We start from the raw sequence: 23,440 nt of genomic DNA, 5'->3' as shown, positions 1-23,440 counted from the left end.
GTCGGACGACATGAGGATGTCAGTGGCTGGCGACACGAGATGTCAGTGGGCGACGACATGAGGTGTGTCAGTAGGTAGTCGTCTCGTCGGAGTCGAGGAGGCGCAGGCCGTACTGGACATCGGGGGCCAGGACGGCGGTGTCGCCCTCGGTCGGTACGAGGAGGCCGGAGTCGATGAGCCCCGCAATGGCGGTGGCCCACTCCGGGGTGTCCCTGTCGTACGGGGAGACGCTGCCCGCGTGGTGCGCGTGGAAGAGCACCGTGGCGTCGAGGTCGGTGAGGACGTCGCGGTCCGGGGGCCGGCGGGGGGTGCGCCAGGACCGGTCGTGGTCGGCGGGGTGGAGCCAGTCCATCTGCCGGTCGGTGAGGACGTCGTTGCGCGGGCTCAGGGTGAAGTGGTGGGGTGCCGCGCGGCGCAGGGCGTACGGTCCGCCGAGCTCGGGGTGGGCCCAGGCGTGGGCAAGGGCGTCGGCGGTGCGGTCGTAAGTCCAGCGCAGCGACTCGGCGAGGTAGTCCGCGGTGAGCGGGCGGCCAGCGTGGGCGAGCGCGTTGAGGACGGCGGCCGCGTCCGCGTCGGTGCCGGGGTCCTGGGGTGGGTGCTCGGTGTCGGTGTGGCGGGGCAACTGGTAGACGGCCTCGGCGTACGGGGTGAGGTCGGCGGGGTGCAGGTCCAGGCGGCGGGCGAGTTCGAGGACGACGTGCAGGGGCTGGTTGGGCAGCGCGTCCATGGTGATGGCGCCCTCGTGGACGCCGAGGAGGTCGGCGAGCTCCCACGCGGAGAGGCCCGCGTTGTGCAGGCGGCGGCGCAGTTCGTCGCCCCAGCCGCGGGGCTTGTAGCGCGGGGGCGGGTGGAAGCGGTCGGTCACCGGTCGGGGCCTTCGTCGGAGAGGATCACCACGTCCAGGCGGCGGGCTTCCATCCAGTCGGTCAGGGGCGCGGGCCCGGCGCCGATCCCGGCGACTTCGCACATGCCGCGGTGGAGCCAGAACGGGTTGACGCCGATCCGGCGGCAGGTCCGTCCGATGGTCTCGACCAGGGCGCGGTCCGAAGCGTCGAGGGTGGGGTTCTTGGGGTCGGCGAAGTAGCGGCGGCGGGTGCCGGAGCCGTCCGCGCGGCGGTGGGCGAGGTGGGCGGCGAGGAGTTCGGCGGCGTACGGGGGCAGGGGGGTCTTGCCGGTGGTGTGCGCGTAGCTGGGGCTCTCGTCCTGGTGGCGCCGGTCGATCTCGTGGGCCCAGTCGGCGCGCAGGTAGGCGGCGGCGTCCGGGAAGGCCGGCAGGTACAGGTAGTGGCCGTGCTCGTCGAGGTTGCGGCACAGCAGATGGGAGAACCGGTCGGGGGCGGCGGTCAGGTGCAGGGAGATGACGGTGACGGCGGCGGCGTGGGTGGAGACGGTGGCGCGCAGGGCGCGGCAGATGCCCGGGGTGAGCCAGGTCGTCAGCTGGTCGGCGGCGGCCGGTCCCAGCGCGCGGGACTGCCAGCGCAGCAGGACACCTTGGGCGAACAGGGATGCCTGGATCGCGCGGAGGCGGATGAGGGCGAGGCGTCCGCTGGCGGCGGGGCCGAGGCGTTCGTCGCGCAGGTAGGCGTTCAGGGCCCGCTTGAAGGCGTTGCCGGTGCGGCCTTCGGCGAGGTGGTTGCGGTGGCGGCGTACGAAGGCGTCGGTGGCCTGGGCTTCGGTGCGGTAGGCGAGGTGGAGCTGGTCGAAGGTGTCTCCGGCGAGCTGGCGGCGGCAGGCGGCGAGGAAGAGCGGGAAGTCGGCGGTGGGCAGCGCGGGCCAGTCGGCGTCGGGGTCGGCGTACTCGTCGGGGTTCAGCGGGTGGGACACGGCCGGGGCCGGCAGGGGCAGGACGCGTTCGAAGGTGTCGCCGCCCATGGCCCGGACCGGCCGGTGGGGTGCGCCGAAGGGGATGCGCCCGCGGGCGGCGCCCTTGCGTTCGGATCGGCCCAGGCTCTCGATGGCGTTGCACATGCGGGCCGGGTCGCCGCCGCCGGACCAGATCAGCCACAGGTCGGCGTCGGCCTGGTCGGCGAGTTCGGCGAGCTGGAGGGCCTCGCGGTGGGTGAGCCGGTGGGCGCGCTCGATGAGGATGTCGGTGACGCGGGCAGCAGTGATCCACGCGGTGGCGGCCTTCCACGCGTCGGCGATGCTCAGGCGGCAGGTGCGTACGGCGGCCGGGTTCTTGCCCGCTCCGGCCAGGACGTCCCACACCAGGTCATTGGCGGAGCGCACCGGGTTGGGGCGGACCACGATCCGCTCCGCGGCCTCCAGTGCGGCAAGGCGCCGGGAAAGGTTCGGGTCGTCGTTGGAGTCGATGACGACGTACACCGTGCGGTGGGGTTCGGACGGCCGTGCGGCGGGGTCGTCGATCACCTCGCCGGTGGGCAGGACGCCGGTCACTGGAGGCCGCCGCCAAGGAGGGCGTAGGCGTTGTGGACGGTGGTGTCGTCGACGGTGCTGAGGCCCTGCTCCTCGCACAGGGCGGCGGCGGTGTGGGTGAAGACCGCCCAGTCGCGCATGGTGCCGTGACCGTACGAGCTGTCGACCTCCAGGAGGAGATCGTCGCGGGCTTCGGCGTAGATGGGGTGGTAGCGGCGCATCAGGGCGGGGACCTTGACGGGTTCGAGCGGGGAGAAGGGCAGGCGGCGGAAGACCCGGGAGCGGAGCATCGGCTCCTTGGACAGGACTTCCCAGCAGCCGTCGCCGCCGACGTAGAGCAGGGCGAAGCGGGTCCGGGGGTGATCGTGGAGGTGGCGCAGCAGCTCGATGCAGTCGCCGGTCAGGCGCTGGGCTTCGTCGACGACGACCAGGCGCATCGGGGTGGCGAGCAGGCCGACGAGTTTGGTGGTGAGGTCGAAGCGGTTGCGGGAGGAGGGGTTCTCGGTGCCGGTGAGTTCGCGCAGCAGATGGTCGGCGATCATCCGCATGGTGGGGCGGGCGGGGAAGGTCATCACGGACACTCGCGGGCGGGACACCGCATCGAGCAGGTCGAGGGCTTCCAGGGCGGCCTCGACGGCGAAGGTCTTGCCGGTGCCGGCCGGGCCGTGGACGACGCCGGTGGCGGCGTTGGCGACGAGATCGCGGACGATACGGGCGGTCATCTGGAAGTGTCCGGTGGGCAGGGCCGCGGCCCCGGTCAGGTCGACGAAGTGGCGCGGCATCAGCTCTCCGGGTCGGCAGTGGGGTCGGTCAGTCCGAGCAGGCTCGTGCTGGCCCTGGCGGCAAGCGCCTGGTCGCGTTCGCGCTGCGTGCGGGTACGGCCGTCGCCTTCGGGCACCAGCCGGGACTCGGCGGGCGGGGTGCCGTCGCCGGTCATCGGCGCAAGGGTGCGGCGGGCCTGGCGGGAGGCGCGGCGGCGCTCCTGGCCGAGGCGTTTGGCCTCGGCGGCCGCGTGGATGCGGAAGGCGTCGGTCTGCTCGGCGGTGAGCTGCCCGGTGGGGTGTGCGGTGCACAGGTGCTTGCCCGCGAGGTAGACCTCGATCTGCCGGTCGTCGTGCGGCATGTAGCGGATCTGGACGACCTGTCCGCCGCGGCCCTGGAGCTCGGGGGCGACGTAGGACAGGGAGTTGAAGCTGATCCCGTCCTTGCGGATCGTGCGCTCGGCGTCGGCGAGCATGAGGTGGCGCAGCTCGTCGGCGGGGATACGCCGCAGGGGTGCGGGATCGTCCGTCCATGCCTGGAGGGGGGTGCGGCCGCCGAGCATCCGGTGCGGGCGCTGGGTGTTGTACCAGCGGGCCCAGGCGGCGAAGCGGTCGACGAACCGCTCGATGCGCATCGGCCCGCCCGCTTGGCCTTCGGCTGCCTGCTTGGCGGCCACCGAGTCCTTCACCGGCCCGTACAGCTTGCCGCCGGCGTCGCGCGGCCCGCCGGTGAAGCCGGGGAGCTGGGAGATCAGCGTCTGCTCGATCGTGAGGTTCAGCCGCTCCACCTTGCCCTTGCGGTGCGGGGTGAAGGCGGGCAGGCGGTGCATGACGACGGCCAGGGTGCCGAGTGCGGCCTCGACGGCGTCGGCGGCGAACTCCAGGCCGCGGTCGATGCGTACGCGCTCGGGCACCGCGCCGAACGGCGAGACGTCTGGCTCGTGGAGCATCGCCATCCGCATCGCGGTGAACACCGTCCCCGAGGTCGGGGTCAGGGCGATGGACCAGCCGAGCAGGGCGCGGGTGCCGTCGTCGACGACGGTCGTCATCCACGGGCAGAGTGCTTTGCCCTTCGGCGGCAGGACCAGCAGCGGGATCTGCTTGTGGTCCATCTCCCAGCACCGGCCGCGCAGCGCGTCGGGTCGTTGCAGGTATACCGAGGCCGCGCGCCGGCCGGACTCTCCGCTCTGCCACGCCGCCCGTTCGGCCGGGGTCAGCTCCTCGGCGAACGCCCGCTGCAAAGTCCGCAGCGTCACCGGCCGTGCCCTGGCCCATCCTTCGGCGAGGAAGCCGGGCACCGGCGCACCGGCCGTGGTGCCGTCCCCGGCGACCACGGCGTGCCGGGCGCGGTGCAGGGCTGCGATGTTGCCCCGGTAGAAGGCGAACGCTTCACGGTCGGTCTCGCTGAGGAGGTAGTGCGGCCGCGGCTGCCGGACGGGGCGGGCGGCTGGCGGGGACAGCCACCGCCACACGGTGCGCTCGCTCACCCCAGTGCTCTGCGCGACGGTCCGTACGTGTCCGGCCGTCAGCACGCCGTCGGCGCGCAGCTCCTCAAGCCGGGACACCGCCGCCCGCCGAACCTCCGCCGCGATCTTCGCCACGTCCCGAAGTGTCAGTGGCATGTCGCCGCCGCGACACCCCACTGACATGAGTGCCGCTCGAACTGGCGAACCGGACCCGGAACGGCTGCGTCCCGCCCCCTCCAACTGCTAGAGCAGGGCACGTGTCCCGCCGTCCCGGAAACGACCGATTCCGGGACGGTCACCCGCCGGGGCAGCCAGGGCGCGGGAGGCGTCCCGAAAGGCGTCCCGAAACCGACGGGCGCCACGGAGAAGCGGGACGGGTATTCGGGACACGCCGCTTCGGGCGGCCAAGCGGGAAGGGAACGCGTGAACGCCGAGCTGGACGAGATCGCCCGCGCGGAGCTGATCGAGCGTGAACCGTGCCCGCGGTGCGGGGCGCCGCCCGGGTCGGTGTGCCGGGCGAACTCCGGCGTCGTCGCCGTCGATTACCACACAGGCCGCTACGGCAAGATCCCCGCGCTCAAGTCCGGGCCCGCGATCCGTATCCCCGCCGCACGCGGCCCCGGCCGCACCTGGCAGCCCGGCCCCGAACCCGCTCTCGACCCCGCACTCCTCGCGCGGGTCGGCGACCGCATCGGGTACGCCCGGGTCTCCAGCAAGGGCCAGGACCTCGCCGGACAGGTCCGCCTCCTGAAGAAGGCCGGCTGCGTACGCATCTACGTCGAGAAGATCGGCACCCGGGAGAAGATCCGCCCCGAGTACAACGCGGCGCTCGCCGACCTGCGCCCGGCCGACACCCTGACCGTCACCATGCTCGACCGGCTCGGCCGCAACATGATCGAGCTCATCACCTCCGCACAGGACCTCGCCGAACGCGACCACCGCCTGGAGATCCTCGGCGGCCCGCTCGCCGGGATGTACGACCCGCAGGGCGCGGGCAAGGTCCTGTTCGTGGTGTTCGCCGCGATGGCGGAGGTCGAGCGGGAGTTCATCCACGAGCGGACCCTGGTCGGCCTGGACACCGCCGCGGCGAACGGCAACCACGGCGGGCGCCCGCCCGCCATCGACGGTGACCAGCTCGCCGTCGCCCTCCGGCGCCGTGATGCGAAGGAACCCGTCACCTCGATCGCCCGGCACCTCGGCGTCGGCCGCTCCACCCTCTACCGCACCCTGGCCGCGTACGACGAAGCCGCAACAACCACGGCCGCCCCTCGGACGACTTGACCTTCGAGCCAGGTGGAAGGTTCACCGCCGGGGTGTGAGCACGATGCGGATCTCCCAGTTCGCCGAACGCTGCGGCGTCCCGGCCACCACCCTGTGCTTCTGCGAGGGTGCCGGGCTGCTGCTGGCCGACCGCACCCCCTCCGGATACCGCACGTTCGGCGAGGAGGCTGTCGAGCGCCTCGCGTTCATCGGCGCGGCCAAGCACCTCGGACTGCCCCTGGAGGAGATCGGCGAACTCCTCTAAGGAACGAGAGGAGACGCGAGCGAGAACCGCAGCGGCAACCCGGGCTGAGCCTGGATCCCCGCTGCGTCGCTCCCCTTGGCCGAACGGGGGCCTGGTCCGGTGCCCTTTAGAACGTTTGGCAGGACACCTCGAACGGGATCTTGACTGTCCCGTAAGCGCACACGGTCTTTGCCCCGGCCCCGTCGGCGAGCACGAAAGCACCCCCCACAGAGCCATTGGTGACCGTGGCGTCCTCGGACGCGCGGCAGCTCCCGCTCCCGCGGTAGGCATTACCGCCTGCCGACTCCACCTTGTTGCAGGTGTAGGTGGGATACAGGCCGGCCTGAGCATAAGCGGCCGCTGGGCTCAGGGTCAGCGTCGCGGCGACCAGTGCGCCGCCGAGAGCTGCGGTGATGACGCGCCTCATGTGATCAACTTCCTTTGACAGATAAGGGAACGTTGTACGGTCACCTATCTATCCAGAATCACGTTCCGTAATCAAGTAATCACCACTGGCTACCAGCCGCCTTCGGTGGCTGCCTACCGCCGACACCGAGCGCGGCAGCCGAAAACTGGGTCAGGCCGCCGAAGGCGCACCCGGGAGCCCGCCGCGAGAACCTGACGGGTGCGTTTCGCACTGACGCCCGCCATGTCGCCAGCCACTGACACTCTCGTGTCGCCCGACATGAGCCACAGGATCAGCGCGGCGTCCAAGTGGGAGTCGAACCGGTAGACGACGGAGATCCCGCGCCCGCCGGTCTCGTCGGGGAGTAACTCGATGACCCAGGACGATGAACGAGGGTCGGCGTCGGGCAAGTCGCGGGCCCGCTCGGAGTCCGGGTCCTCCTCCACGAACCGGCGAACGGATTCGACGGCCGCCTGCTCGCTCGAACTGAGTTCTCCCAGGATCTTCTCGGCGGCGTCGCTGTAGAAAACGTGGGTCACCGCGCGTTCCTCTCGGCGGCCATCTTCTGGCCCAGCTCGAAAGCGACGTCTTCGGTGCCGCGCATCAGGGCGGCCATCGCCTGCGGGTTGCACCGCAGCAGGACCCGGTGCCGGTACGCCTGGGTGATCTCACGGACCTTCGTGAGGTCGTCCAGATCGGCGTCCGCCAGCTCCCGCTCGAAGTCGTCGGCGTCGCCTGGGATACCCCAGACCCTCAGAGCCGCGCGCAGCTCGGCGAGCGTGCCCATCGGCGGTACAACATCGTGGTGTTCGGACTGTGCTGTCACGGCCTCTCCTTCGGTCGGTGGTGTCGAGTCTCCTACGCGCTCGCGCTCGGCACAGCCTCTTCGAGCGCCACGACAACGAGTGCGTGGTCGACCAGCCGGTGCGCCGGGATCTCGCCCCGGTCGGCCTTCTCCCGGAGCGCCGGCAGCTTGCCGAGGACGACGACCAGGAGGTCGAGCAGCGCCCCGAGGATGCGCGGCCGGGCCTCGTCGTACGCCTCCCACAGCTCCGACTCCGGCCGGGGCGCGCTGATGTGGTCCAGCTCCACGACGACCGTGCGGTCCACCAGGTCGGCCGGGATCTCGTCGGGGGCGATGGTTCCGGCGAGGATGACCGCCCGGCTGGGCTGCTGGGTGGTGACCGGGGTGTCGGTGTAGAGGGAGCGCTTCGCCCTCGCGCCGCCGGTCACCGCACAGCACAGCCGGTCCGAGGCTGCGTCGGGGATGCGGGTGACGTTGTCGAAGACGGGGACCGACACGGTCTCTGCCGCCTGCCACGCCTCCTCGTTGTGGGGGAGCCGGGCGAAGGGCACCACCGCCGGGTCCAGGATGTGCGCGAGCATCCGGGCCGCCGTGGACTTGCCGCTGCACTGCCCGCCGGTGAGGAACAGCACAGGGCGCGGGACGTCGGGGATCAGGCCGGTGACAAGCCAGGGGACGATGCTCGCCCACGACTCGTCCGTGACGTTCAGCAGCTCGCGCAGCTCGGTGAGCGAGCCTCCGCTGACGGGCGGAAGCGGTTCGATGTTCGGGTAGTTCATGTCTGTCCTTCTGCTCGGTCGGGCCGCCGATCGGCCCGGGTTCGTCTGTACAACGAGCGAAGTGCCCGTCAGTCCTTGTACGCGATGGGGCTGAGCCCGGAGTGGGCCCGGTTGAGCGCCTCGAACAACGTCTGCGCCGCTGCCTGTGCCTCGGCGAGACCCTCGTACGTGGCGGCGAGGTCGGTGTCGAGCGTGTCCCTGTCGCTGCGCAGGTTCCCGCCCGAGTCCAGGTGCTTCACCAGGGCCTCGGTCTGCGCCAGCGCCTGCGGCAGGACCATCGCCATCTGGGAGAGGTTGCCGACCACGCTGTAGGCATCGCCGGGGAACTGCCAGTCTTCGTCTCCCCGGCTCGGGGCCAGCGTGGCGTGGTTGAGGGCCCGGAGAGCTTCGTACGCGTCGTCGGCGAGCTTGGCGGGTGTCTTGTCGGTCATGGGGTCGGTCTCCTCTGGAATGCGGATGTAGTCATCTCGGTGGTCATCGCCAGCCGTGGCCAACGCACTTGTCGTCAGCCGTCGAGGTCGGCGCGGAAGCGCCGACTACGCTCCTCGCCGTCGAGGACCGCCTGGCGCACGGCCTCGTCCTTGATCTGCTCGGCGGGGTGCAGCAGTCGGCCCGCGCGGTGAGAGCGAGCGAAGGCGACGGCTGCGGTGGCGGTCTTCGCGCCGTCCAGGTCCTGCCCGGCAAACCGCTGGAAGGTCTCTCCGTCAGCAGTGACCTCCTTGCCGAGCCGGGCCTCGAACGCGTCGAGCGCGCTGCGCAGCCCGCTCACCTTGTCCCAGGCGTAGTACAGATTGCCGTCCTCCACGGCGCCCGCGATGCGGCCGAAGTGGTCCACGACGCGGGCGTACTCCTCGGCGAGGTTGTTCTCGGGGGTGGAGCCGCCCAGCAGGGTGTGCAGGTCCGTCATGAGGTGGTGCCTTCCTTGTTGGTCGAGCCGGGGCCGCCTCGACGGCGGCCCCGGGTTCATCCTGTCGTGCGGGTCGGACAGCGTGGGGCGATCAGACCATGTCGCCCGGAAGGGGACCGCCCCGGCCGCCGTCGAGGTCGACCATGAACATGTCCGTCTGATTCGGAGGGTCGGTGTGGCGGGCGCGGTTGTGGATTCCGGCCGGGAGTAGCGCCTGGTCGATGTCGCGGTGCTCGATGGTGACCTCGTCACCGGCGGCGCACAGCAGCTCGTACGAGGCGCGGGCCAGACCGACGCTGCGGTGCCGGCCGCCGGTGCAGCCCCACGCGATCGTGACGTCGGCGCCGGTGTCCTCGGCAAGGCCGCGGGCGGTGGCGACAGCGTTGAACGCGAGCCGGTCGGCGCCCGGGGTGGCCATGACGTGGTCGTAGACCTCCTGGTCCAGCCCGGTGCGGTGCTTCAGCTCGGGGTTGTGGAACGGGTTGCGGAGCAGGGCTCGCAGGTCGAAGACGAGGTCGGCCGTGGGCGTCGGGCCGTGGCCGTAGCCGAAGGACACCAGGTGGATGGACATGAAGCTCCTTGAATTCGCTGGCTTTTGGGCTGTCTTTTCTGCTTGCGGATTAGAGGACGGCTTTCACTCGCTCACCGAGCCAGTGGGCCGCGTTGACGCTGACGGCGTTACCGGCCTGGAGGATCCGCTCCTCCTGGTTGCCGTGAAGGACGTAATCCGCGCCGAACCTCTGGACCTGCATCAGTTCGGCCGTGGTGAACATGCGCAGCGTGCAGTCGTCCACTGTGGGCGCCGGCCGGACCAAGCTGTGGTGCGGCTTCGTCGCCAGCGTCGTCAGCGGCTCGCCGGTCGTGCGCGGTGCCCCCTTGCGGCCGATGGGGATGACCAGCGCGTGGTGCCGTCCCTGTGCGGACAGCGCCGGTACGGGAGCGGTGACGGGTACGGCGGTGCCGTTACGACGGAGCATCGCCACGTGCGGGGCGCTGCCGTACGTCGCCAGGCCGTGCGCCACTCGCGCGCGGGTGGCGGCGGCGTACGGGGTGAACTTCTTGCGGTCCGGCCGGCCGTCGCCGATCCGGGTACCGGGCCGGTCCCAGTCGATGATCTCGGAGACGGGCCGGACGGTGGGGTCGAGGATGAGGTGCCCGCACGCCCGGTTGGGACAGCGGTAGTCGTATTGCACACCCCATTTCCCGATCTTCCGGCGGCGCTCGTTGCGCCATACCTGCCGGGCCTGCACGGGGCCGCACTCCGGGCAGAGCGCGTCCGGCCGCACCTCCAGATTCGGGAGCGGGATTCCTTCCCGGGTGAACACGATGTAGATGCGGTCCCGGAACTGCGGGGCGAGGGCGTTCTCGGCACCACCGAGATGGGCCGAAGAGGCGCAGACGATCTGGTGGTTGTAGCCGAGGATCTTCATCCCGCTGAGCCACCAGTCGAACAGCTCCCAGTCGGTGGCGAATTCGATGACGTTCTCGCACATGACAGCGTCGTAGCGGTGCACCTCGGTGGCCGCGATGATGTCGAGCGCGGTCGCCCTGGTCCGCTCGAACGTCTCCTGCTTGGCGATACCGTCCTCGCCCGTTCCATCCAGGTCGACGGCGAGCTGCCCACGGCTGCGCTTCCGTCCGCCGGCAGGTGCGACCTCGGTGCAGATCGGGCTGCCCCACAGAATGCGCGTGCGGGGAAGGCGCCTTTTGTCGAGCGCGTTGATGTCGGCGCAAAGGTGTTCGGCCATGGGGTGGTTGGCCACATGGGTGCGAATGCTGACGGGGTCGTGATTGGCCGCCAGACGCAGCGTGTAGCCGGTCTCTACGAGGCCGGTGGCGCTGCCCCCGCCACCACAGAACAGGTCGGTGAAGTCGAGCCCGTTGCCGTCGTGGCGGAAGGCAGCCATCTCAGCTCTCCTCGAACCGCGCGGTCGCGCAGTTCTCGCAGTAGACGACCTGCTCGTGGGTGGGCCACTCGGTGAAGAGCGCCGCGGTGAAGGGGTCGTCCATCTGCTTCACGTCGGGACCCGTGGCCCGGCAGTTCTGGCAGATCAGGAGCAGCGCACTCAGCAGGCCAAGGGCCTTGTCGATGCGCTCGCCGGTCTTGTCCTGTGCGTACGACTGCACCTCGTCCAGCAGCTCGGTGACGCGGTCGTTGTCCTCGTGGTCGACTTCCTGGACCGACACCGTGATGGTGCCGATGACGTCGGCGACGGCCGCCAGGACGCCGTCCTCCGGGTTGGCCGCGTCGTACAGGGTCCGGAGGGCGGCGACGTGCGGGCCGACGTCCTCGGTGCGGCACGCGGCGTCGCGGATCCGGTCCAGGCCGATCCGGACGATGGCGACGGCCGCCGCCAGCTCCTGCTCCACGGTCATCTTCTCGGTGCTGCTCATCAAGCGGACTTCCCTTCGCGTCGTGAACGGATTATCTAGGCAGATAGTGCGTGAGTGGGCTGGTCAGAGCCTCGGCAATCCGGCCCAGGCCAGGGTCCCGCGCGCGGTGTGCAGGATCTCGGCGTGGTCGAAGGCGAGGTCGTCAGGGTCGGCGGTCAGCGGCATCCAGCGCGTGGCGGCGGCGTCGTCCGCCGCCACGGCCGTGGTGCCGGCGGGCACGAGGGCGGCGTACGCCACGCTCACCACCCGCCCGCGCGGGTCGCGGTCCGGCGTGTCGAAGACTCCGACCAGGATCAGGTCGTCCTCGGTGACCTCGACGCCGGTCTCCTCGCCCAGCTCGCGCACGGCGGCACGCTTGGAGGTCTCGCCAGCGTCGACGTAGCCACCGGGGAGCGCCCACTTGCCCGCGAACGGGTCCCAGCGGCGCTGGATCTCCAGGACCTGACCGTCCGGGTCGACGGCCACGATGTCGACCACGTAGTCCACGGTGGCCCACTCGGTCTCGGGCGTCTCGCTGGTCTCGGGAATCTCGCTGGTCATGTCGGTCTCTCCTTCTCAGATGGCGGCGATGATGAGCGCGGCGGCACCGAGCCAGAACATGTGCCAGCTCTGGTCCAGGGCGTAAGCGCCGGTCCCGAGGGTCGGCGCGTACGTGCCCTCGGCGGTGACGGGGTGCGCGGGGTGGGCCGGGGTGCCAAGGCTGTAGAACTCGGCCTTGCCGACCCGGTCGGCGAGCTTCTTCAGCGTGGTGCGGCGGTCGGCCCAGTAGTGGCTGATCGAGTCGATCGCGAAGCCGAGCACCAGACCGAGGGCGCTGACCGGCAGGTCCAGCAGGACGACGACCGGCGCCAGGAGCAAGCCCTTGGTGATGGTCAGCCCCAGGACGTGGCGCCAGCAGGCAAGCCGACCGGCCCAGCCCGGCAGGCCCTTGGTGGCCGCCTGGCAGGAGGACTGGACCCAGTGGTCCCCGACGGAGTGCGCCACGAACAGTGCGATGAAGACTGCGGCGAAGACGGTTGCTGCGGTCATTCTGGGCTCCCTCGTAATGTTCCGGCTGTGATTTTCGCTTGCTTTTTCGCTTGCGGTAATTCGAGTATGCAGACTCCGAGTCTGCACGTCTAGGGGTTCGCAGACTCCGAGTCTGCACAGGGTTGTCGGTCCGGTCCGACCGGAGAAGAATCCCGCAGGTCGGGGCCCGTGTCCGCTCCCCTGGCGCACACCGTGCGTGGCGTACGTCTCACCCGAAAGAGGCAGTGCACAGCCCGGAAGCGGTCGAGCTGCGGCCGCTTCCGGGCTGATCTCGTGCCACCCAAAGGCGGGGGAGGTCGTGCGCTGGCCGTGGCGACGTCGCCGGGTGCGGGTCAGCCGGCGGACCGGGCCCACGGGTCGTGCGGCTCCCGGCGGCGCAGGCCGGTGAGGAAGTCGAGCACCACCCACAGGCGTTCGCCGTCGAGTCCGTACTCCGGCGCGACGATCGAGACGTACCTGCCGTGCGCGACCTGGTCGTAGAGGTCGCGGTTCAGCTCGGGCCACTGGACAGCCATGTTGGCGCGGCTGATCCGGCCGCCGAACGCGGTGATGGGCTCGCCATCGCAGGTGGTGACGATGACCGGCTCGTCCTGGCCGTGGTCGAGCCGGTGGTCGTTGACGCGGACGACCATGCCGGCACTGGTGGCGGCGTCGACCAGACGGTGCAGCAGCTCGGGGTCGGTGACCACCAGGTCGACCGCGGCGCGCTGCTCCCACCACAGGCCGTCCACGCCGGTACCGGCGAATCCGGGCTGGGACTGAGTAGTGACGTACCCGGCTCGGCACAGAGCGGCGAGGGTGGGCACCAGGTGCGCGGTCTCCTCGTCGGGGCCGTAGCGGGCGGCGTAGCCGGGGCGGGAGGCGATCTCCCCCTCCAGCCAGCGGGCCATCAGCTCACCGAGATCGGCGACGGTCGTCACGGCCTTCCACAGGCGCCGTTCGGCGCGCTTCATCCAGGGGAGCTTCATGGTCAGCTCCCCACGATCATGTTGCCGTGGCCGTTGTTCATGTGGTCGACGCACGCCGGGCAGTCCTCGCGCGGCTTGAGCCCCTTGTGGGCCTCCCGCGACGCGTAGGCGTGGTACCAGCACTGTCGGCATTCGCCCTTCGGCGGGTTGAGGGCCGTCTTGTTCGGCATCGTGGTCTCCTCAGTTGCTGACGTTCGTGGTGGACCGGCCGCCGAACCACTTGCCGTGGTTCTCGACCTGCGTGTTGTTCTCCTGGTGGACGGGGCCGGAGTAGTGGTGGTGGGTCGTGACGTTCGCGGCCTTCACCGAGCGCACGACCGAGCCGACCGCGACGACCATGGCGGCCACAGCGGCGATGGGGAGCGTGACGAACAGGACGGACGTCAACGTGACGCTCGCCAGGCCCTGGAGCACGAGCCAGACTCCGCAGCCCACACCCGTGATGCCGGCACCCGCGCCGATGGAGGCGACGGCCACCCCGGCGGCCCACGGCGGCACGACCCGGTTGTCCGGCTGGACCACGGGCGGCGTGGTGCCGTACGCGGGGACCGGCGTCCGGTCGACGTACGACGTCGGCGAGGTCGCCGCGGGCTCGGACGTCCACAGACCCTCGATGATCCGGCGGGCCTCGGCTTCGGCCTCCGACTCGCTGAGCGGACGGCGGCTGTCGGCGGGGTTCTCGGTACTCACGGGGGCGACCTCGGCTCTCTGTCTCGGGATGGTTTATCTAGCTAGTTAGACCTGAATCGGCGACCTCGGCGGCCCCCGGGTCGGGTCCGGGGGCCGGGCGGGGCTCAGTCCTGCGTGGTGCGGTACTGCTTCGTGCGCTTGGCGATGTGGTCGCGGGAGAAGGCGGTGGCCTCGGCGGCGTCGAGCTGGAGGGCCTCGCCCTTGTCCAGCTCGGCGGCGATGGCCTTCCACATCTCCTCGTCGGCGTCGGCCTTGGCCTTCTCGGCGGCCTCGTGCGCCTTGTCGCGGATCGTCTTCAGTTCGGCGATACGCGCCTTCGCGGCAGCGCGGGTGTCCTTGTCGGGGCGGGGCATTTCTGGCTCCGTTTCGGTGTCGGGGATGATGTGGCTCCCCCCGCTGCCCTTGCGGAGCGGGATCGGGGCCCGTGGCGGCCGGCGGACCTTGGCCGGGATGACGGCCGCCACGGGGCGCCCTACCTGCTGGCGGGGATTCCGGGGGAAGGAACAGTCTGCTCGGCGGCCAGGTCGACGTCCGCCATGATGTCGACGGTGCTCACGGCAGCCTGCTTCAAGGTGGCGGCCAGGTCGGGGTAGCCGAGTTCGCGGGCGCGGTCCTGCATGGCCACGAGGTAGTGCCACGTGTCGTTCAGCTCGTCGTGCAGGTCCACCAGGCCGGGCTGGAAGGCGAGCGAGTCGGTGAGGCGGGCCGCTCCCCGGCGGTGGGTCTTCACCCGTCCCTCGTAGGCGTCGTAGACGTTCATGCCGATGACTTCGGCGACCTCTTCCTTGGTCTCGTAGGCCCAGCTCTGGCCGATGAGGCTGAGCAGGAAGGTCACGAGGCGGTTGGGCTTCTTCACCGCTGTCTCCTTTGCTTTCTTTTCTGCTGGCGGAATTGCTGGCGGATTGAGTCGGGGCCTGGCTGGTCCGGGCCGCTCTGCCGCCCCCAACCGCAAGCGCGGCTGGCGACGACAGAGCGGGCCGGGTCAGACCATCAGCCGGTACTCCTCGACCATGTCGCTGGCGCCCGCGAGGTACTTGGCGGCGCGGTCCACGAGGAGACGGTGCTCGTCTCCGGTCGAGTCGAGCGCGTCGCTGAGGTACGTCGCGGCGGTGTCCAGGTCCTCCGCACCGGTGATCCCGGCGTAGGTGTCGAGGACGTAGCCGGCGTGCTGGAGCTGGCTGATGAAGTCTTCGGCGTTGGTGGCGGGCTGCTCTTCGGCGACGAACGCGATGTCGTCGGCGTACCGGGAGATGAAGGCGGGGTCGAGGGGCATGAGTTGAGTCCTCCGTGTCTGTACTTGCGGTGTCGGGTCGGGGCCCGGGGCGGTCGGCGGATTCCTGGCCGGGATGACGGCCGCCCCGGGGCGAGGTCAGGAGCGGCGGCGGGGGCCGGAGCCCGGCACCCGGCGGGACGGGACGTTGATCCGGCCGCTCATGGAGTGGGGCCGCACCTGGAGGTCCGCGTCCAGCGCGGCCGGGGTCGCGGTGACGCTGATGTCGCCGGACATGCTGCTGGCGTCGAGGTCGCCGCCGGCGGTCGCGTGGACCCGGATGTCGCCGGACATGGTCTTCAGCCGGGCGGTTCCGCCGAAGTCCCGGACGCCGATGTCGCCGGACATCGTGTGGACCTCGGCCAGGTCGGTGCGGTCGAGCTGCACGTCGCCGGACATGGTCTTGATGTTCGAGTCGGCGGCCTTGTCGACGGTGACGTCTCCGGACTTGGTGGAGGCGATGAGCTTCTCGGTGTGGTCGACCCGGATGTCGCCGGACTGGGTGTGGCCCGAGACCACGGCGAACGAGCCGCGGGCCTCGATGTCGGCGGAGTCGGTGCGGCCGATGACCTTGCTGCCCGGCGGGACCGTCGCGGTGATCTCGATCGGGGCGGTGCCGGTGACGACGGTGGTCGCGCCGCCGGAGATCCTGGCCCCGTTCACGTAGACGTTGCCTCCGACGAAGTTCATCCCGACCACGCTGCCGTGGACGGACCCCGAACTCTGGATCACGGTCATGCCGCGTCCGCCGCCGGTGATGACCGTGGTGCCGCTGGCGCCGCCGCCCTTGCCCTCGACCGCAGCGACCAGGCCGGTCGTGGACCGGCGGAGCGTGGCGTCGCGGACCGCGTCGGCGGCGGCGCCGTCCTCGTCGGTGGTGCTGATGGTGAGGACGGCCCGCTCACAGTGGGCGTCGGTGCGGACGGAGATCGCGCCGCCGTGGCGCAGGAGGCTGGCGTCGATGGTGACGGGACCGGTGGTCTCGGCGGCGATCTTTCGGGTGGTCACAAGTCTTCTCCTCTGTTTTCCGCTTGCTTTTTCGCTTGCGGTAATTCGAGTATGCAGACTCCGAGTCTGCATGTCCAGGGGTTCGCAGACTTGGAGTCTGCATGATTGGTGTCTGTGCTGGTCAGAAGCTTGAAGAGTCTTCCGCGAGGGGGCTGTCAGGCGCGGGTGCGGTGGCAGACGCCGCACGGGATCTTGACCTCGCGGGACTTGCCGGTGGGGGAGTGGAGCTTGGTGGAGAGGGTGACCATGCCGCCCCGGCAGCCCTTGACCGTGCAGCGGGACCGCTTCGGCTTCGCGACCGTGGCCGGTCCGGCGCCGCCGGTCTGGAGGGTCCAGGCCGTGGTGAGCGCGGTCGCCTTCGCCGCGCTCACCGCGCCGCCGGCCTTCTCCTTCCCGGCGGTGGTGACCTTGTCCTTCGCGTCTTTCGCGCGGGCCTTGGCCTCTTTCTTCTTCGAGCGGAACCAGCCCTTGGCGTCCTTGCTCACGTTCTCGTGCAGCACCTTGAGCCCGACGACCAGGTCGTCCATGACGACCTCCGGCACGAGTTCGCCGACCATGACGATGCCGCGCCATTCGGCGGCGAAGGTGTCGCGGTCTTCCGCCTTCGCCCGCCCCGTCCTCGCGTCGAGAACGGCGTCGACCAGGCCGTTGGTCACGACCTGGGGACAAGGGTCCCAGTGCCCGCACGACAGGCAGGAGATCGCGGCGGGAAGTACCTCGCGCGCACCCTGCTTGTAGATCCGCAGCGAGTACGCGCCGTCGCACGCGCTGCACACGAGCGGGGCGCCGTTGACGTACGCGAGGCCCTGGAGGTCGAGGTCGGGAGCACTGGTGAACACGGGATCCGCCTTCCGGTCGTCCTGTCGGCTTTGTGTGGTTCTCGACCTGGATTCAACCTGGCCGGGCTGCCTGTCGATGCAGGTCAGAGGGGGTCCTCATCCCGGATGGAGCCCCCGCGACCTGGACGACGCGCGTCCAGGTCGCGGGGCTCCTGTCCAGGTCGGTGACCACCTGATCACTGGGCATATCGGGGCATACCGGGTGTCTGTCCGGGATGAATCCGGGATCAGGCGGTCAGGCCGTACTTCGTCTGGATCGTCCGCAGCACCGCCGCGAGGGGGAATCCGTTGAGTGCGGACGTGCTGTCCTCCCATGCCCGCTTCTTCTTCTCGTCGGCCTCGCGCACCACCAGGCGCCCGAGCTTCTCGGGGGAGATCGTCAGTCCGGCCGCTTGGAGCGCGTTGACCAGGACCGTCCCCGGAAGCCAGTCGAGATCGGCCTCGGCGCCGTCCTCCTTCGCCGTCTGGTCGTAGGCGTCGAAGACGTCAACGAGAACGGCCAGCACGTTGGCGTCGTCCTCGCCCTTCGCCCGGAGCTGGTCGGCGAGGGTCGTCGGCCCTTCCGGCAGGGTGCCGGCGGCCTTGCGCAGGTCGTACGCGCGGCTGGCCAGCAGCTCGACCTGGTCGTCGGTGTAGTAGTCGGCGCGGGTGAGGACCGGGTTGGAGCCTTCGGCCCACAGCAGTCCGGCGCCGCGCATCTCGGGCTCAATGCTCTTTGCCGAGTAGCCAGCCGCGGCGGCGCCCTTGCCGAGGATCGTGTCGGACGCCTCCGGTGTGGTGCAGCGGAGCGCCCACCGGATGGACAGCAGGTCACGGAGGCTGGTGTCGACCACGTCCGAGCCGGGCTTCTGGGTGGCGCAGAAGGTCACGATGCCCGCCGCACGGCCCCGGGAGACCAGGTTGCGCAGGAGCTTGGTGATCTTCTTCCCGTGCTCGTCGTCGGTCGTGTAGAACATCAGCTCGTCCACCCACAGCAGCTTCTGGCGCAGCAGCGGGTACTTGTTGGCCAGCTCCTCGGTGACCTTGCGCTTGCCCAGCTTCTTGAGCAGGGCGTATCGCGCCTTCATGTCGGCGACGGCTTCCACGAGCATGTCGTGGAACGCCTCGGGGTCGGCGTCTCCTTCGAAGTATTCGCACAGGTCGGCGAACGGCTCCAGGTCGCCGCCGGCCTTTCCGTCCGCGAGCCACAGGATGACTCGGGGGTCGAGTGCGGCGGCCAGCAGGATGACGTTGCCGGACGCCGACTTGCCCGCGCCGGGCTCGCCGCCGACCAGGCCGGAGCGCTCGACCACGGAAATCGAGATCGGCAGGCCGCGCACGTCCGGGCCGATTGCGATACGTCCCCAGAAGTTCGTGGCGGCTTCCAGTGCGAGCAGCGGGCCGGGCGCGGCGCCTTCGGTGAACGGCAGTTCGCGCGCGACGTAGATTTCCAGACGTCCTGAGCGGGCGCCCTTTCCCTTGGCTTTCGCGAGGTTGATCTGCGCGTCCTCGACTCCGAATGCCGAGGCGATTTCGGAGACGGACCGCATTGCCTTCTTCGCGGGAATGCCGGGGGGCAGGTCCACCATCGCCGACCAGGCGCCGCGCGCGTCGAGCATCGGCATCTTCACGATGGCCAGGGACTCGTCCGCGCCGATCACCTTCGCCGCGCGGAACGCGGCGTCGAGCACCGGTGCGGTCATCGCGTCGCCGTCGCCGATCGACCGCCAGTCGGTCGACCAGTCCGTCTCTTCGGTGACCTGGTGGCGTCCTGCGACGGCGCCCCCGGCGAAGGTGGCGAGGCTGCCGGCCGTCGCGCCGATCCATCCGGCCGTCAGGAAGCCGGTCGTGATCGCGGCCATCGGCGGCCCGTACGCGACGCCGACCCGTACTCCGTAGGCGCGGCGGTGCTGGGTCCGGAGCTTCTTGTGTTCGGCGATCGCCTTCATCGCGACTGTCTGGGCGCGGTCCGCCGACTGCTGGGCGACGGCCTTCTTGTTCTTCATCAGGCCGGGGGTGAACCTCGCGGTCCGGGCCGCCGAACGGGCCTGCGACGCCGCGATGTGCGCCTGGTGGGCAACCGCCTGGAGCTGGATGCCCTCGAATCCCTTCACCCAGTCGCCGATCCGGCGGCGCCCGCGCACGAACTGTGCGGCGTGGCCCCGGTCGGTGCGCTGGCGGCGTACCCACCGACGGTAGTCGCGGATGCGGGCCCGGTAGAACATCCCGGAGTACATGGCCCAGCCTTCGGGCGACTTCATCCACGCGGGGATCAGCGGGCGGTCGTCGAACGTGTCGAGGTCCGTCTCCTTCGCGACCTCCAGCTCGGAGACGGTCACCTCACCTTCGAGGACGTGGCGGGCCGATTCGACAACCGCGGCCTTGTCGGAGGCTCCCGTCGTGCCACCCAAAGCGGGGGCGGCGGGAGTGGGGCCGGGGTCCGCGGCAGACAGCGCGCCGTGGAGGTAGGTGACGGTGGCCAAGTCCGTACGGTCGTGGCTCGGGTTGGTCGGCAGCTCGGTCATGCTGGTGCTTCTCCTTCGGGAGGAAGCGGGGCCCGGCGGCGACTTTGGTAGGGAGGCGCCGGGCCCCGCGGCTTACGGGGCGGGTCGATCAGGCGGCGGGGACGAAGCCGTCCGAGCACGGGAGGCAGGTGCCGAGCGAGGTCGACAGGCAGTACGGCCCGACGTCGCCGCACTCGGGGCAGGTGCGGCGCGCTCGCATCGCCGCTTCCAGGGCCTTCGCCTTCGCCGGGGTGAGCGGCGTCGGCGGCGTGGCCGTGGCGATCTCGTACAGGAAGGCGACTCGCGGCTGCGGACTGCGACTGGAGTCCCACATCACCTGAGCGACGTGCTTCCCCCGGGGCCGCAGCCCCTTCGCCACGAGCTGGGCCCGGGTCGCGAGGCCCGCCGGCGCCAACCCCCACGGATAGGTCGGCACGTCGTTCCGCTCGGCCTCGGGGTCGTAGAAGAAGGCGATCCGGCGGGCCATCACGCACCCACAGCCGCGGCGTCGCCGTCGTCACCGATCAACCGCAGCTTGCGCTCGGCGATGACACGGTCCCGCAGCTTCATGCCGTCCTCGCGACGGATCTTCAGGTGCTTGGCGAGCGCCGCCGCAGAGATCTGACGACCCTCGGCAACCAGCTCGGCGGCGGCCCGGAGAGCCTCCGGCAGAAGCTGTTCCAGCTCCTCGTCGGTCCGTCCCCGGCTTGCTTTCTCGCTAGCGGATTCGCTGGCCTTCTGGCTGGCCTCCTGAGAGCCGTACAGCCCAATTCCCGCTTGGGTTGTAGGCACCTTGGCGCCAGGCCGTGAGACGGGCACCTGGGTCACCGGACCGAGCTTCGGGAGGGTCTTCGAGAGGGGGTTCAGAGCCGACACCATGAGGCCGGTCCGGAGCAGTTCCGGGCGGACGTGCTCACCCAGCTCGAAGGCGGCACCGAGCTGAACCTTGGAGGACGTGGCGCGGGCGAAGGTCTCGGCGGTGAACCCGGACGTGGCGCCGTTCTCGATCTCCCACGCCGTCGCGAACGCGTCCTCCGGAGTGATGCTGCCGAACGGCAGCGCGGACATCAGGCGGTCGGCCGCCTGAGCGATCTCCTTGTGGTCCTTGCGGCGGCGGTCCAGGTGCTCCTGGCGCTCCTTCTCTGCCTTCGCCTCTTCCTTCCGCCGCTTCTTGTCCTCGACGGAGCCGGTCTGCTCATCCAGGGTCGAGACCCACTGCCGGATCTCGAACATGAGCGGACCGAGCAGGGACACGGCGGCGAGCCCGATCCCGGCGGTCAGCGACTCCCCGTCCGTCAGGCCCGACAGGCTGCGCCCGTACTGGTAGTTGATCGTGGCGGCGAACCCGGCGGCCCCGAGGATGAAGCCCCGCAGCAGCCACCGCACCCACGCCGGGAGCTTCCTGGCGTCGGCGAACGCGACGCCGGCCGCGAACACCCACGCGGCGCCCTCGATCGACAGCGGCAGCGGCAGCAGCATCCACGACAGGTGCGCGAAGTGGATGATCTGCGCGGGCAGGCTGCCGAGCGCCGACGCGGTGACCAGAGCCAGCGTGCCGAGCCGGTACACGTTCCCCGGCGTCAGCGCGGTGGCACGGGCGGCCTTGCGCTCAGCCTTCGCCTGCTGCTTGGCCTTCTTCTCAGCCTGCTTGTCCGCACGCTGCTGCTTCGCGAGGCGGGCCTGGCGCTCGTCGTCCTCGCGCTGCCGGAGCGCGCGCCGCTCCTCGGCGGCGGCGGCGTTGGCGCGCTGCTGCTCGGCCTTGATCTCCTTGGCCTTGAGCTGCGTCTCCATATCCAGGCGCCGGTCCTCCCGCGCCTGCTCGGCACGCTGGGCGTCGGCCGCGCGGCGCTCCTGCTGGTACGTGCTCATCGGTCGTTCTCCTTCGCGGGGGCGGACGTCGAGAGGACGGTCGCGAGGTCGTCACGGAGTCGGAGGGACAGCGGGGCGAGACCGGCGTACGCGGCCACACGCTGCGAGCCGAGGGAGAGGACGCGGGCGCCGGCCTCGGTGATGAGGCTCGCGAGCGCGACCACCCCGGCGATGACACCGGCGGTCATCTCCAGCACGGTCAGCAGGAACAGCGCGATCTGGAGGGCGGTCCTCATGCCGCCACCCCCGTCGTGGCCTCGTTGCGGACGACACGCAGGGCGGCGCGGGTCGAGCGGCGGTCGGTGCGGGACTCGCGGGCGCGGCAGACGGCGGCGACCGGGTCCGGGCGGCCGATCGCGGCAAGTACCTCGTACGAGTCGAAGTCGGCGCCGGTCCAGTCGGCGGCGTAGTCGTCGGCCTCGTAGCCGAGAACGTCGTCGGCGGCCTCCAGCTTGGCCGCGACCACAACGACGGCCGGGGCGGACACGGTCTTCCGGGCGCGCAGCTCGCGCGGCATCCGGCGAAGCAAGTTCTTGTAGTACGCGACGTCCTCGCGGTCGGTGTCCGTCTCGACCTGGAGGTCGGCGAGGAAGGACGCCAGCGCGTCCCGGCTGGCGAGCCCGCCGGCGGTGAACTCCTCGGCGAGGTCGAGCGGTTCGACCTCGGAGCCGAAGCCGATCGCGACCTCCAGGAACTCGGAGTCGGTAACGATGCGCTGGCCTGCGACGATGATGTTCATGTGGGTCGTGCCCCTCTCGGTGTAACGGCCCCGGCGGCTCTCCGGCGGTCCTGGCAGATCACCCGGAGAGCCGCGCCATGTCGGGCCAAGTTCTGGTGTTTTGGGCATGGCTGAGACCCGAATACAGAAGGCATACCGGGCCCCTTCTGCCGCTTCCGCTGAACTAGTTCTGCGGGGCGACGTGATGATTAAGACACTCTCCGAAGCCCCTGTCAATAGAACTAGTTCAGAGTCTCTACGACACAGCAGATTGAACTAGTTCTGCGCTTCCGAAACGACGCGAGCGCAAGGTATGGTCGGCCCAGCTATCCAGACAGAACTAGTTCTGACAGACTGGGGAACGAGCAATCACACATGAGGGAGCAGGCGTGGAGGAGAGCAAGGTCCCGAAGATTCAGCGGCTCGCCGCTGAGCTTCGAGACAAGATCCGACGGGGCGTGTATCCGCCCGGGTCCCCCCTGCCGAAGGTCCGCGACCTCCAGGAGACTGAAGGGGTCGCCTTCCAGACGGCACGGGACGTGTACAGGGTCCTGGAAGACGAGGGATTGATCTTCTCCCGGCGCGGAGAAGGCACGTTCGTCTCGCCAATCCTCGGCAAGATCCACCGCGACGGGACCGGCCGGTACATCAAGTCAGCCCGCGAGGAGGACGGTGCCCGCGGCGCGTTCGCGAGCGAGATCGCGCGCCTGGGCATGACTCCGTACTCCGAGACCGTGATCAGTCGCCTCAAGCCTCCGGCCCGGGTCGCCAAGATCCTGGGAACTCACCACGCCGCGAAGGTCGTGGTCCGCGCGCGCACCATGCGTGCGAACCAGTCCGTCGTGCAGGTCGCCACCTCGTACTTCCCCGGAGACATCGCCTTCGGGACCCAGCTCGAAGAGCAGGACACCGGCGAGGGCGGCAGCAAGTCCCGCCTCGCTGAGGCCGGCCACGCCCAGGAGCGAATCCGCGAGGAGATCGACGTACGGACTCCGACGAAGGAGGAGGCAGAGGCCCTGAACATCCCGGCCTCCCGCTCCGTCTACGAGATCACCCACGTCGGCCTCACCGCCGAGGGGCGAGCCGTCGAAGTCTGCATCCACGTCCTGCCCACCACACTGTGGTCGCTCAGCTACGAGTGGCCCATCGACCAGCCCGAAATCTGAGA

The 23,440-nt window shown here is 70.3% G+C and carries 30 protein-coding genes and 1 pseudogene; 3 read left to right on the top strand and 28 right to left on the bottom strand.

The window, feature by feature from the left end; all coding sequences use genetic code 11:
• Window positions 1-67 precede the first annotated feature (67 nt).
• The 4 genes from OG329_RS39530 to OG329_RS39515 are packed head-to-tail and all read right to left on the bottom strand — an operon-like array spanning window position 68 to window position 4,738.
• Window positions 68-865, bottom strand: coding sequence for a helix-turn-helix transcriptional regulator (locus tag OG329_RS39530; RefSeq protein ID WP_331764353.1), 798 nt, complete (start codon window positions 863-865; stop codon window positions 68-70).
• Complete coding sequence (locus OG329_RS39525; protein ID WP_331764352.1) at window positions 862-2,397, bottom strand: hypothetical protein; 1,536 nt, start codon at window positions 2,395-2,397, stop codon at window positions 862-864. The genes OG329_RS39530 and OG329_RS39525 overlap by 4 nt, the downstream gene beginning before the upstream one ends.
• Window positions 2,394-3,158, bottom strand: a complete 765-nt coding sequence (locus tag OG329_RS39520) for an ATP-binding protein (RefSeq protein WP_331764351.1) — start codon at window positions 3,156-3,158, stop codon at window positions 2,394-2,396. Before OG329_RS39520 ends, OG329_RS39525 begins: the two co-directional genes overlap by 4 nt.
• Window positions 3,158-4,738, bottom strand: coding sequence for a Mu transposase C-terminal domain-containing protein (locus tag OG329_RS39515; protein ID WP_405793765.1), 1,581 nt, complete (start codon window positions 4,736-4,738; stop codon window positions 3,158-3,160). The genes OG329_RS39520 and OG329_RS39515 overlap by 1 nt, the downstream gene beginning before the upstream one ends.
• Window positions 4,739-5,026: 288 nt before the next feature.
• Between OG329_RS39515 and OG329_RS39510 the strand changes: the two genes are divergently transcribed.
• Together OG329_RS39510 and OG329_RS39505 are read left to right on the top strand one after the other, a co-directional pair.
• Window positions 5,027-5,884, top strand: a complete 858-nt coding sequence (locus tag OG329_RS39510; RefSeq protein ID WP_331764349.1) for a recombinase family protein — start codon at window positions 5,027-5,029, stop codon at window positions 5,882-5,884.
• A gap of 43 nt (window positions 5,885-5,927) precedes the next feature.
• Window positions 5,928-6,125, top strand: a pseudogene (locus OG329_RS39505) (MerR family transcriptional regulator); the annotation flags it as partial.
• Window positions 6,126-6,234: 109 nt separating this feature from the next.
• Here OG329_RS39505 and OG329_RS39500 read toward each other — a convergent pair.
• The 24 genes from OG329_RS39500 to OG329_RS39385 form a co-directional block, all read right to left on the bottom strand.
• The gene (locus OG329_RS39500) at window positions 6,235-6,534 is read right to left on the bottom strand and encodes a hypothetical protein (protein ID WP_331764347.1); all 300 of its coding nucleotides are present in this window, start codon (window positions 6,532-6,534) and stop codon (window positions 6,235-6,237) included.
• A 113-nt stretch (window positions 6,535-6,647) separates the two neighbouring features.
• A complete protein-coding gene (locus OG329_RS39495; protein ID WP_331764345.1) occupies window positions 6,648-7,052 on the bottom strand; it encodes a hypothetical protein in 405 nt (134 codons plus the stop codon).
• A complete protein-coding gene (locus tag OG329_RS39490) occupies window positions 7,049-7,339 on the bottom strand; it encodes a hypothetical protein (RefSeq protein ID WP_405802264.1) in 291 nt (96 codons plus the stop codon). The genes OG329_RS39495 and OG329_RS39490 overlap by 4 nt, the downstream gene beginning before the upstream one ends.
• Before the next feature lie 32 nt (window positions 7,340-7,371).
• Window positions 7,372-8,097 (bottom strand): hypothetical protein, encoded by a 726-nt coding sequence (locus OG329_RS39485; RefSeq protein WP_331764343.1) that lies wholly within the window; start codon window positions 8,095-8,097, stop codon window positions 7,372-7,374.
• Between the two features lie 68 nt (window positions 8,098-8,165).
• On the bottom strand, window positions 8,166-8,528 hold the full coding sequence (locus tag OG329_RS39480; RefSeq protein WP_405802263.1) for a hypothetical protein: 363 nt from the start codon (window positions 8,526-8,528) through the stop codon (window positions 8,166-8,168).
• 74 nt (window positions 8,529-8,602) lie between these two features.
• Window positions 8,603-9,004: a hypothetical protein gene (locus OG329_RS39475; protein WP_331764341.1), complete on the bottom strand. Its 402-nt coding sequence runs from the start codon at window positions 9,002-9,004 to the stop codon at window positions 8,603-8,605.
• Window positions 9,005-9,095: 91 nt separating this feature from the next.
• Complete coding sequence (locus OG329_RS39470; RefSeq protein WP_405802261.1) at window positions 9,096-9,575, bottom strand: hypothetical protein; 480 nt, start codon at window positions 9,573-9,575, stop codon at window positions 9,096-9,098.
• A 49-nt stretch (window positions 9,576-9,624) separates the two neighbouring features.
• Window positions 9,625-10,911 (bottom strand): DNA cytosine methyltransferase, encoded by a 1,287-nt coding sequence (locus OG329_RS39465; protein WP_331764340.1) that lies wholly within the window; start codon window positions 10,909-10,911, stop codon window positions 9,625-9,627.
• A gap of 1 nt (window position 10,912) precedes the next feature.
• Entirely contained in the window at window positions 10,913-11,398 is a 486-nt protein-coding gene (locus OG329_RS39460) for a hypothetical protein (RefSeq protein WP_331764339.1), read from the bottom strand.
• A 63-nt stretch (window positions 11,399-11,461) separates the two neighbouring features.
• Window positions 11,462-11,938, bottom strand: a complete 477-nt coding sequence (locus OG329_RS39455; RefSeq protein ID WP_331764338.1) for an NUDIX hydrolase — start codon at window positions 11,936-11,938, stop codon at window positions 11,462-11,464.
• A gap of 15 nt (window positions 11,939-11,953) precedes the next feature.
• A complete protein-coding gene (locus tag OG329_RS39450; protein WP_331764337.1) occupies window positions 11,954-12,427 on the bottom strand; it encodes a transcriptional regulator in 474 nt (157 codons plus the stop codon).
• A 332-nt stretch (window positions 12,428-12,759) separates the two neighbouring features.
• Window positions 12,760-13,395, bottom strand: a complete 636-nt coding sequence (locus OG329_RS39445) for a DUF6919 domain-containing protein (RefSeq protein WP_331764336.1) — start codon at window positions 13,393-13,395, stop codon at window positions 12,760-12,762.
• A 2-nt stretch (window positions 13,396-13,397) separates the two neighbouring features.
• A complete protein-coding gene (locus OG329_RS39440) occupies window positions 13,398-13,565 on the bottom strand; it encodes a pRL2-8 (RefSeq protein ID WP_331764335.1) in 168 nt (55 codons plus the stop codon).
• Window positions 13,566-13,575: 10 nt separating this feature from the next.
• The gene (locus tag OG329_RS39435) at window positions 13,576-14,085 is read right to left on the bottom strand and encodes a hypothetical protein (RefSeq protein WP_331764334.1); all 510 of its coding nucleotides are present in this window, start codon (window positions 14,083-14,085) and stop codon (window positions 13,576-13,578) included.
• 104 nt (window positions 14,086-14,189) lie between these two features.
• Window positions 14,190-14,438, bottom strand: a complete 249-nt coding sequence (locus OG329_RS39430) for a hypothetical protein (RefSeq protein ID WP_405802259.1) — start codon at window positions 14,436-14,438, stop codon at window positions 14,190-14,192.
• Window positions 14,439-14,557: 119 nt separating this feature from the next.
• Entirely contained in the window at window positions 14,558-14,941 is a 384-nt protein-coding gene (locus OG329_RS39425; RefSeq protein WP_331764332.1) for a hypothetical protein, read from the bottom strand.
• A gap of 126 nt (window positions 14,942-15,067) precedes the next feature.
• Entirely contained in the window at window positions 15,068-15,358 is a 291-nt protein-coding gene (locus tag OG329_RS39420) for a hypothetical protein (protein ID WP_331764331.1), read from the bottom strand.
• Window positions 15,359-15,454: 96 nt separating this feature from the next.
• A complete protein-coding gene (locus OG329_RS39415; protein ID WP_331764330.1) occupies window positions 15,455-16,363 on the bottom strand; it encodes a DUF4097 family beta strand repeat-containing protein in 909 nt (302 codons plus the stop codon).
• 155 nt (window positions 16,364-16,518) lie between these two features.
• The gene (locus OG329_RS39410; protein WP_331764329.1) at window positions 16,519-17,202 is read right to left on the bottom strand and encodes a hypothetical protein; all 684 of its coding nucleotides are present in this window, start codon (window positions 17,200-17,202) and stop codon (window positions 16,519-16,521) included.
• Window positions 17,203-17,429: 227 nt separating this feature from the next.
• Complete coding sequence (locus tag OG329_RS39405) at window positions 17,430-19,706, bottom strand: FtsK/SpoIIIE domain-containing protein (protein ID WP_331764328.1); 2,277 nt, start codon at window positions 19,704-19,706, stop codon at window positions 17,430-17,432.
• A gap of 88 nt (window positions 19,707-19,794) precedes the next feature.
• Window positions 19,795-20,172: an RRQRL motif-containing zinc-binding protein gene (locus tag OG329_RS39400; RefSeq protein ID WP_331764374.1), complete on the bottom strand. Its 378-nt coding sequence runs from the start codon at window positions 20,170-20,172 to the stop codon at window positions 19,795-19,797.
• On the bottom strand, window positions 20,172-21,554 hold the full coding sequence (locus OG329_RS39395; protein WP_331764373.1) for a hypothetical protein: 1,383 nt from the start codon (window positions 21,552-21,554) through the stop codon (window positions 20,172-20,174). Before OG329_RS39395 ends, OG329_RS39400 begins: the two co-directional genes overlap by 1 nt.
• On the bottom strand, window positions 21,551-21,790 hold the full coding sequence (locus OG329_RS39390) for a hypothetical protein (protein WP_331764372.1): 240 nt from the start codon (window positions 21,788-21,790) through the stop codon (window positions 21,551-21,553). The genes OG329_RS39395 and OG329_RS39390 overlap by 4 nt, the downstream gene beginning before the upstream one ends.
• Window positions 21,787-22,293, bottom strand: a complete 507-nt coding sequence (locus tag OG329_RS39385) for a hypothetical protein (protein WP_331764371.1) — start codon at window positions 22,291-22,293, stop codon at window positions 21,787-21,789. The genes OG329_RS39390 and OG329_RS39385 overlap by 4 nt, the downstream gene beginning before the upstream one ends.
• Before the next feature lie 368 nt (window positions 22,294-22,661).
• On the opposite strand from OG329_RS39385, the gene OG329_RS39380 reads away from it, so the two are divergent.
• Complete coding sequence (locus tag OG329_RS39380; RefSeq protein ID WP_331764370.1) at window positions 22,662-23,438, top strand: GntR family transcriptional regulator; 777 nt, start codon at window positions 22,662-22,664, stop codon at window positions 23,436-23,438.
• Window positions 23,439-23,440 lie beyond the last annotated feature (2 nt).

The organism is Streptomyces sp. NBC_01506 (assembly GCF_045040295.1).
GTDB lineage: Bacteria > Actinomycetota > Actinomycetes > Streptomycetales > Streptomycetaceae > Streptomyces.
The sequence above is the reverse complement of the archived record's forward strand: the minus strand, read 5'-3'. Positions and strand labels throughout refer to the sequence as shown.

What these genes read in the sequence shown, in the direction of transcription:
- OG329_RS39395 (WP_331764373.1), bottom strand. Translation starts at nt 21,554, where the DNA reads ATGAGCACGTACCAGCAGGAGCGCCGCGCGGCCGACGCCCAGCGTGCC.
- OG329_RS39390 (WP_331764372.1), bottom strand. Translation starts at nt 21,790, where the DNA reads ATGAGGACCGCCCTCCAGATCGCGCTGTTCCTGCTGACCGTGCTGGAG.
- OG329_RS39450 (WP_331764337.1), bottom strand. Translation starts at nt 12,427, where the DNA reads ATGACCGCAGCAACCGTCTTCGCCGCAGTCTTCATCGCACTGTTCGTG.
- OG329_RS39465 (WP_331764340.1), bottom strand. Translation starts at nt 10,911, where the DNA reads ATGGCTGCCTTCCGCCACGACGGCAACGGGCTCGACTTCACCGACCTG.
- OG329_RS39500 (WP_331764347.1), bottom strand. Translation starts at nt 6,534, where the DNA reads ATGAGGCGCGTCATCACCGCAGCTCTCGGCGGCGCACTGGTCGCCGCG.
- OG329_RS39455 (WP_331764338.1), bottom strand. Translation starts at nt 11,938, where the DNA reads ATGACCAGCGAGATTCCCGAGACCAGCGAGACGCCCGAGACCGAGTGG.
- OG329_RS39520 (WP_331764351.1), bottom strand. Translation starts at nt 3,158, where the DNA reads ATGCCGCGCCACTTCGTCGACCTGACCGGGGCCGCGGCCCTGCCCACC.
- OG329_RS39420 (WP_331764331.1), bottom strand. Translation starts at nt 15,358, where the DNA reads ATGCCCCTCGACCCCGCCTTCATCTCCCGGTACGCCGACGACATCGCG.
- OG329_RS39440 (WP_331764335.1), bottom strand. Translation starts at nt 13,565, where the DNA reads ATGCCGAACAAGACGGCCCTCAACCCGCCGAAGGGCGAATGCCGACAG.
- OG329_RS39445 (WP_331764336.1), bottom strand. Translation starts at nt 13,395, where the DNA reads ATGAAGCTCCCCTGGATGAAGCGCGCCGAACGGCGCCTGTGGAAGGCC.
- OG329_RS39405 (WP_331764328.1), bottom strand. Translation starts at nt 19,706, where the DNA reads ATGACCGAGCTGCCGACCAACCCGAGCCACGACCGTACGGACTTGGCC.
- OG329_RS39475 (WP_331764341.1), bottom strand. Translation starts at nt 9,004, where the DNA reads ATGACGGACCTGCACACCCTGCTGGGCGGCTCCACCCCCGAGAACAAC.
- OG329_RS39385 (WP_331764371.1), bottom strand. Translation starts at nt 22,293, where the DNA reads ATGAACATCATCGTCGCAGGCCAGCGCATCGTTACCGACTCCGAGTTC.
- OG329_RS39470 (WP_405802261.1), bottom strand. Translation starts at nt 9,575, where the DNA reads ATGTCCATCCACCTGGTGTCCTTCGGCTACGGCCACGGCCCGACGCCC.
- OG329_RS39480 (WP_405802263.1), bottom strand. Translation starts at nt 8,528, where the DNA reads ATGACCGACAAGACACCCGCCAAGCTCGCCGACGACGCGTACGAAGCT.
- OG329_RS39460 (WP_331764339.1), bottom strand. Translation starts at nt 11,398, where the DNA reads ATGAGCAGCACCGAGAAGATGACCGTGGAGCAGGAGCTGGCGGCGGCC.
- OG329_RS39430 (WP_405802259.1), bottom strand. Translation starts at nt 14,438, where the DNA reads ATGCCCCGCCCCGACAAGGACACCCGCGCTGCCGCGAAGGCGCGTATC.
- OG329_RS39485 (WP_331764343.1), bottom strand. Translation starts at nt 8,097, where the DNA reads ATGAACTACCCGAACATCGAACCGCTTCCGCCCGTCAGCGGAGGCTCG.
- OG329_RS39400 (WP_331764374.1), bottom strand. Translation starts at nt 20,172, where the DNA reads ATGGCCCGCCGGATCGCCTTCTTCTACGACCCCGAGGCCGAGCGGAAC.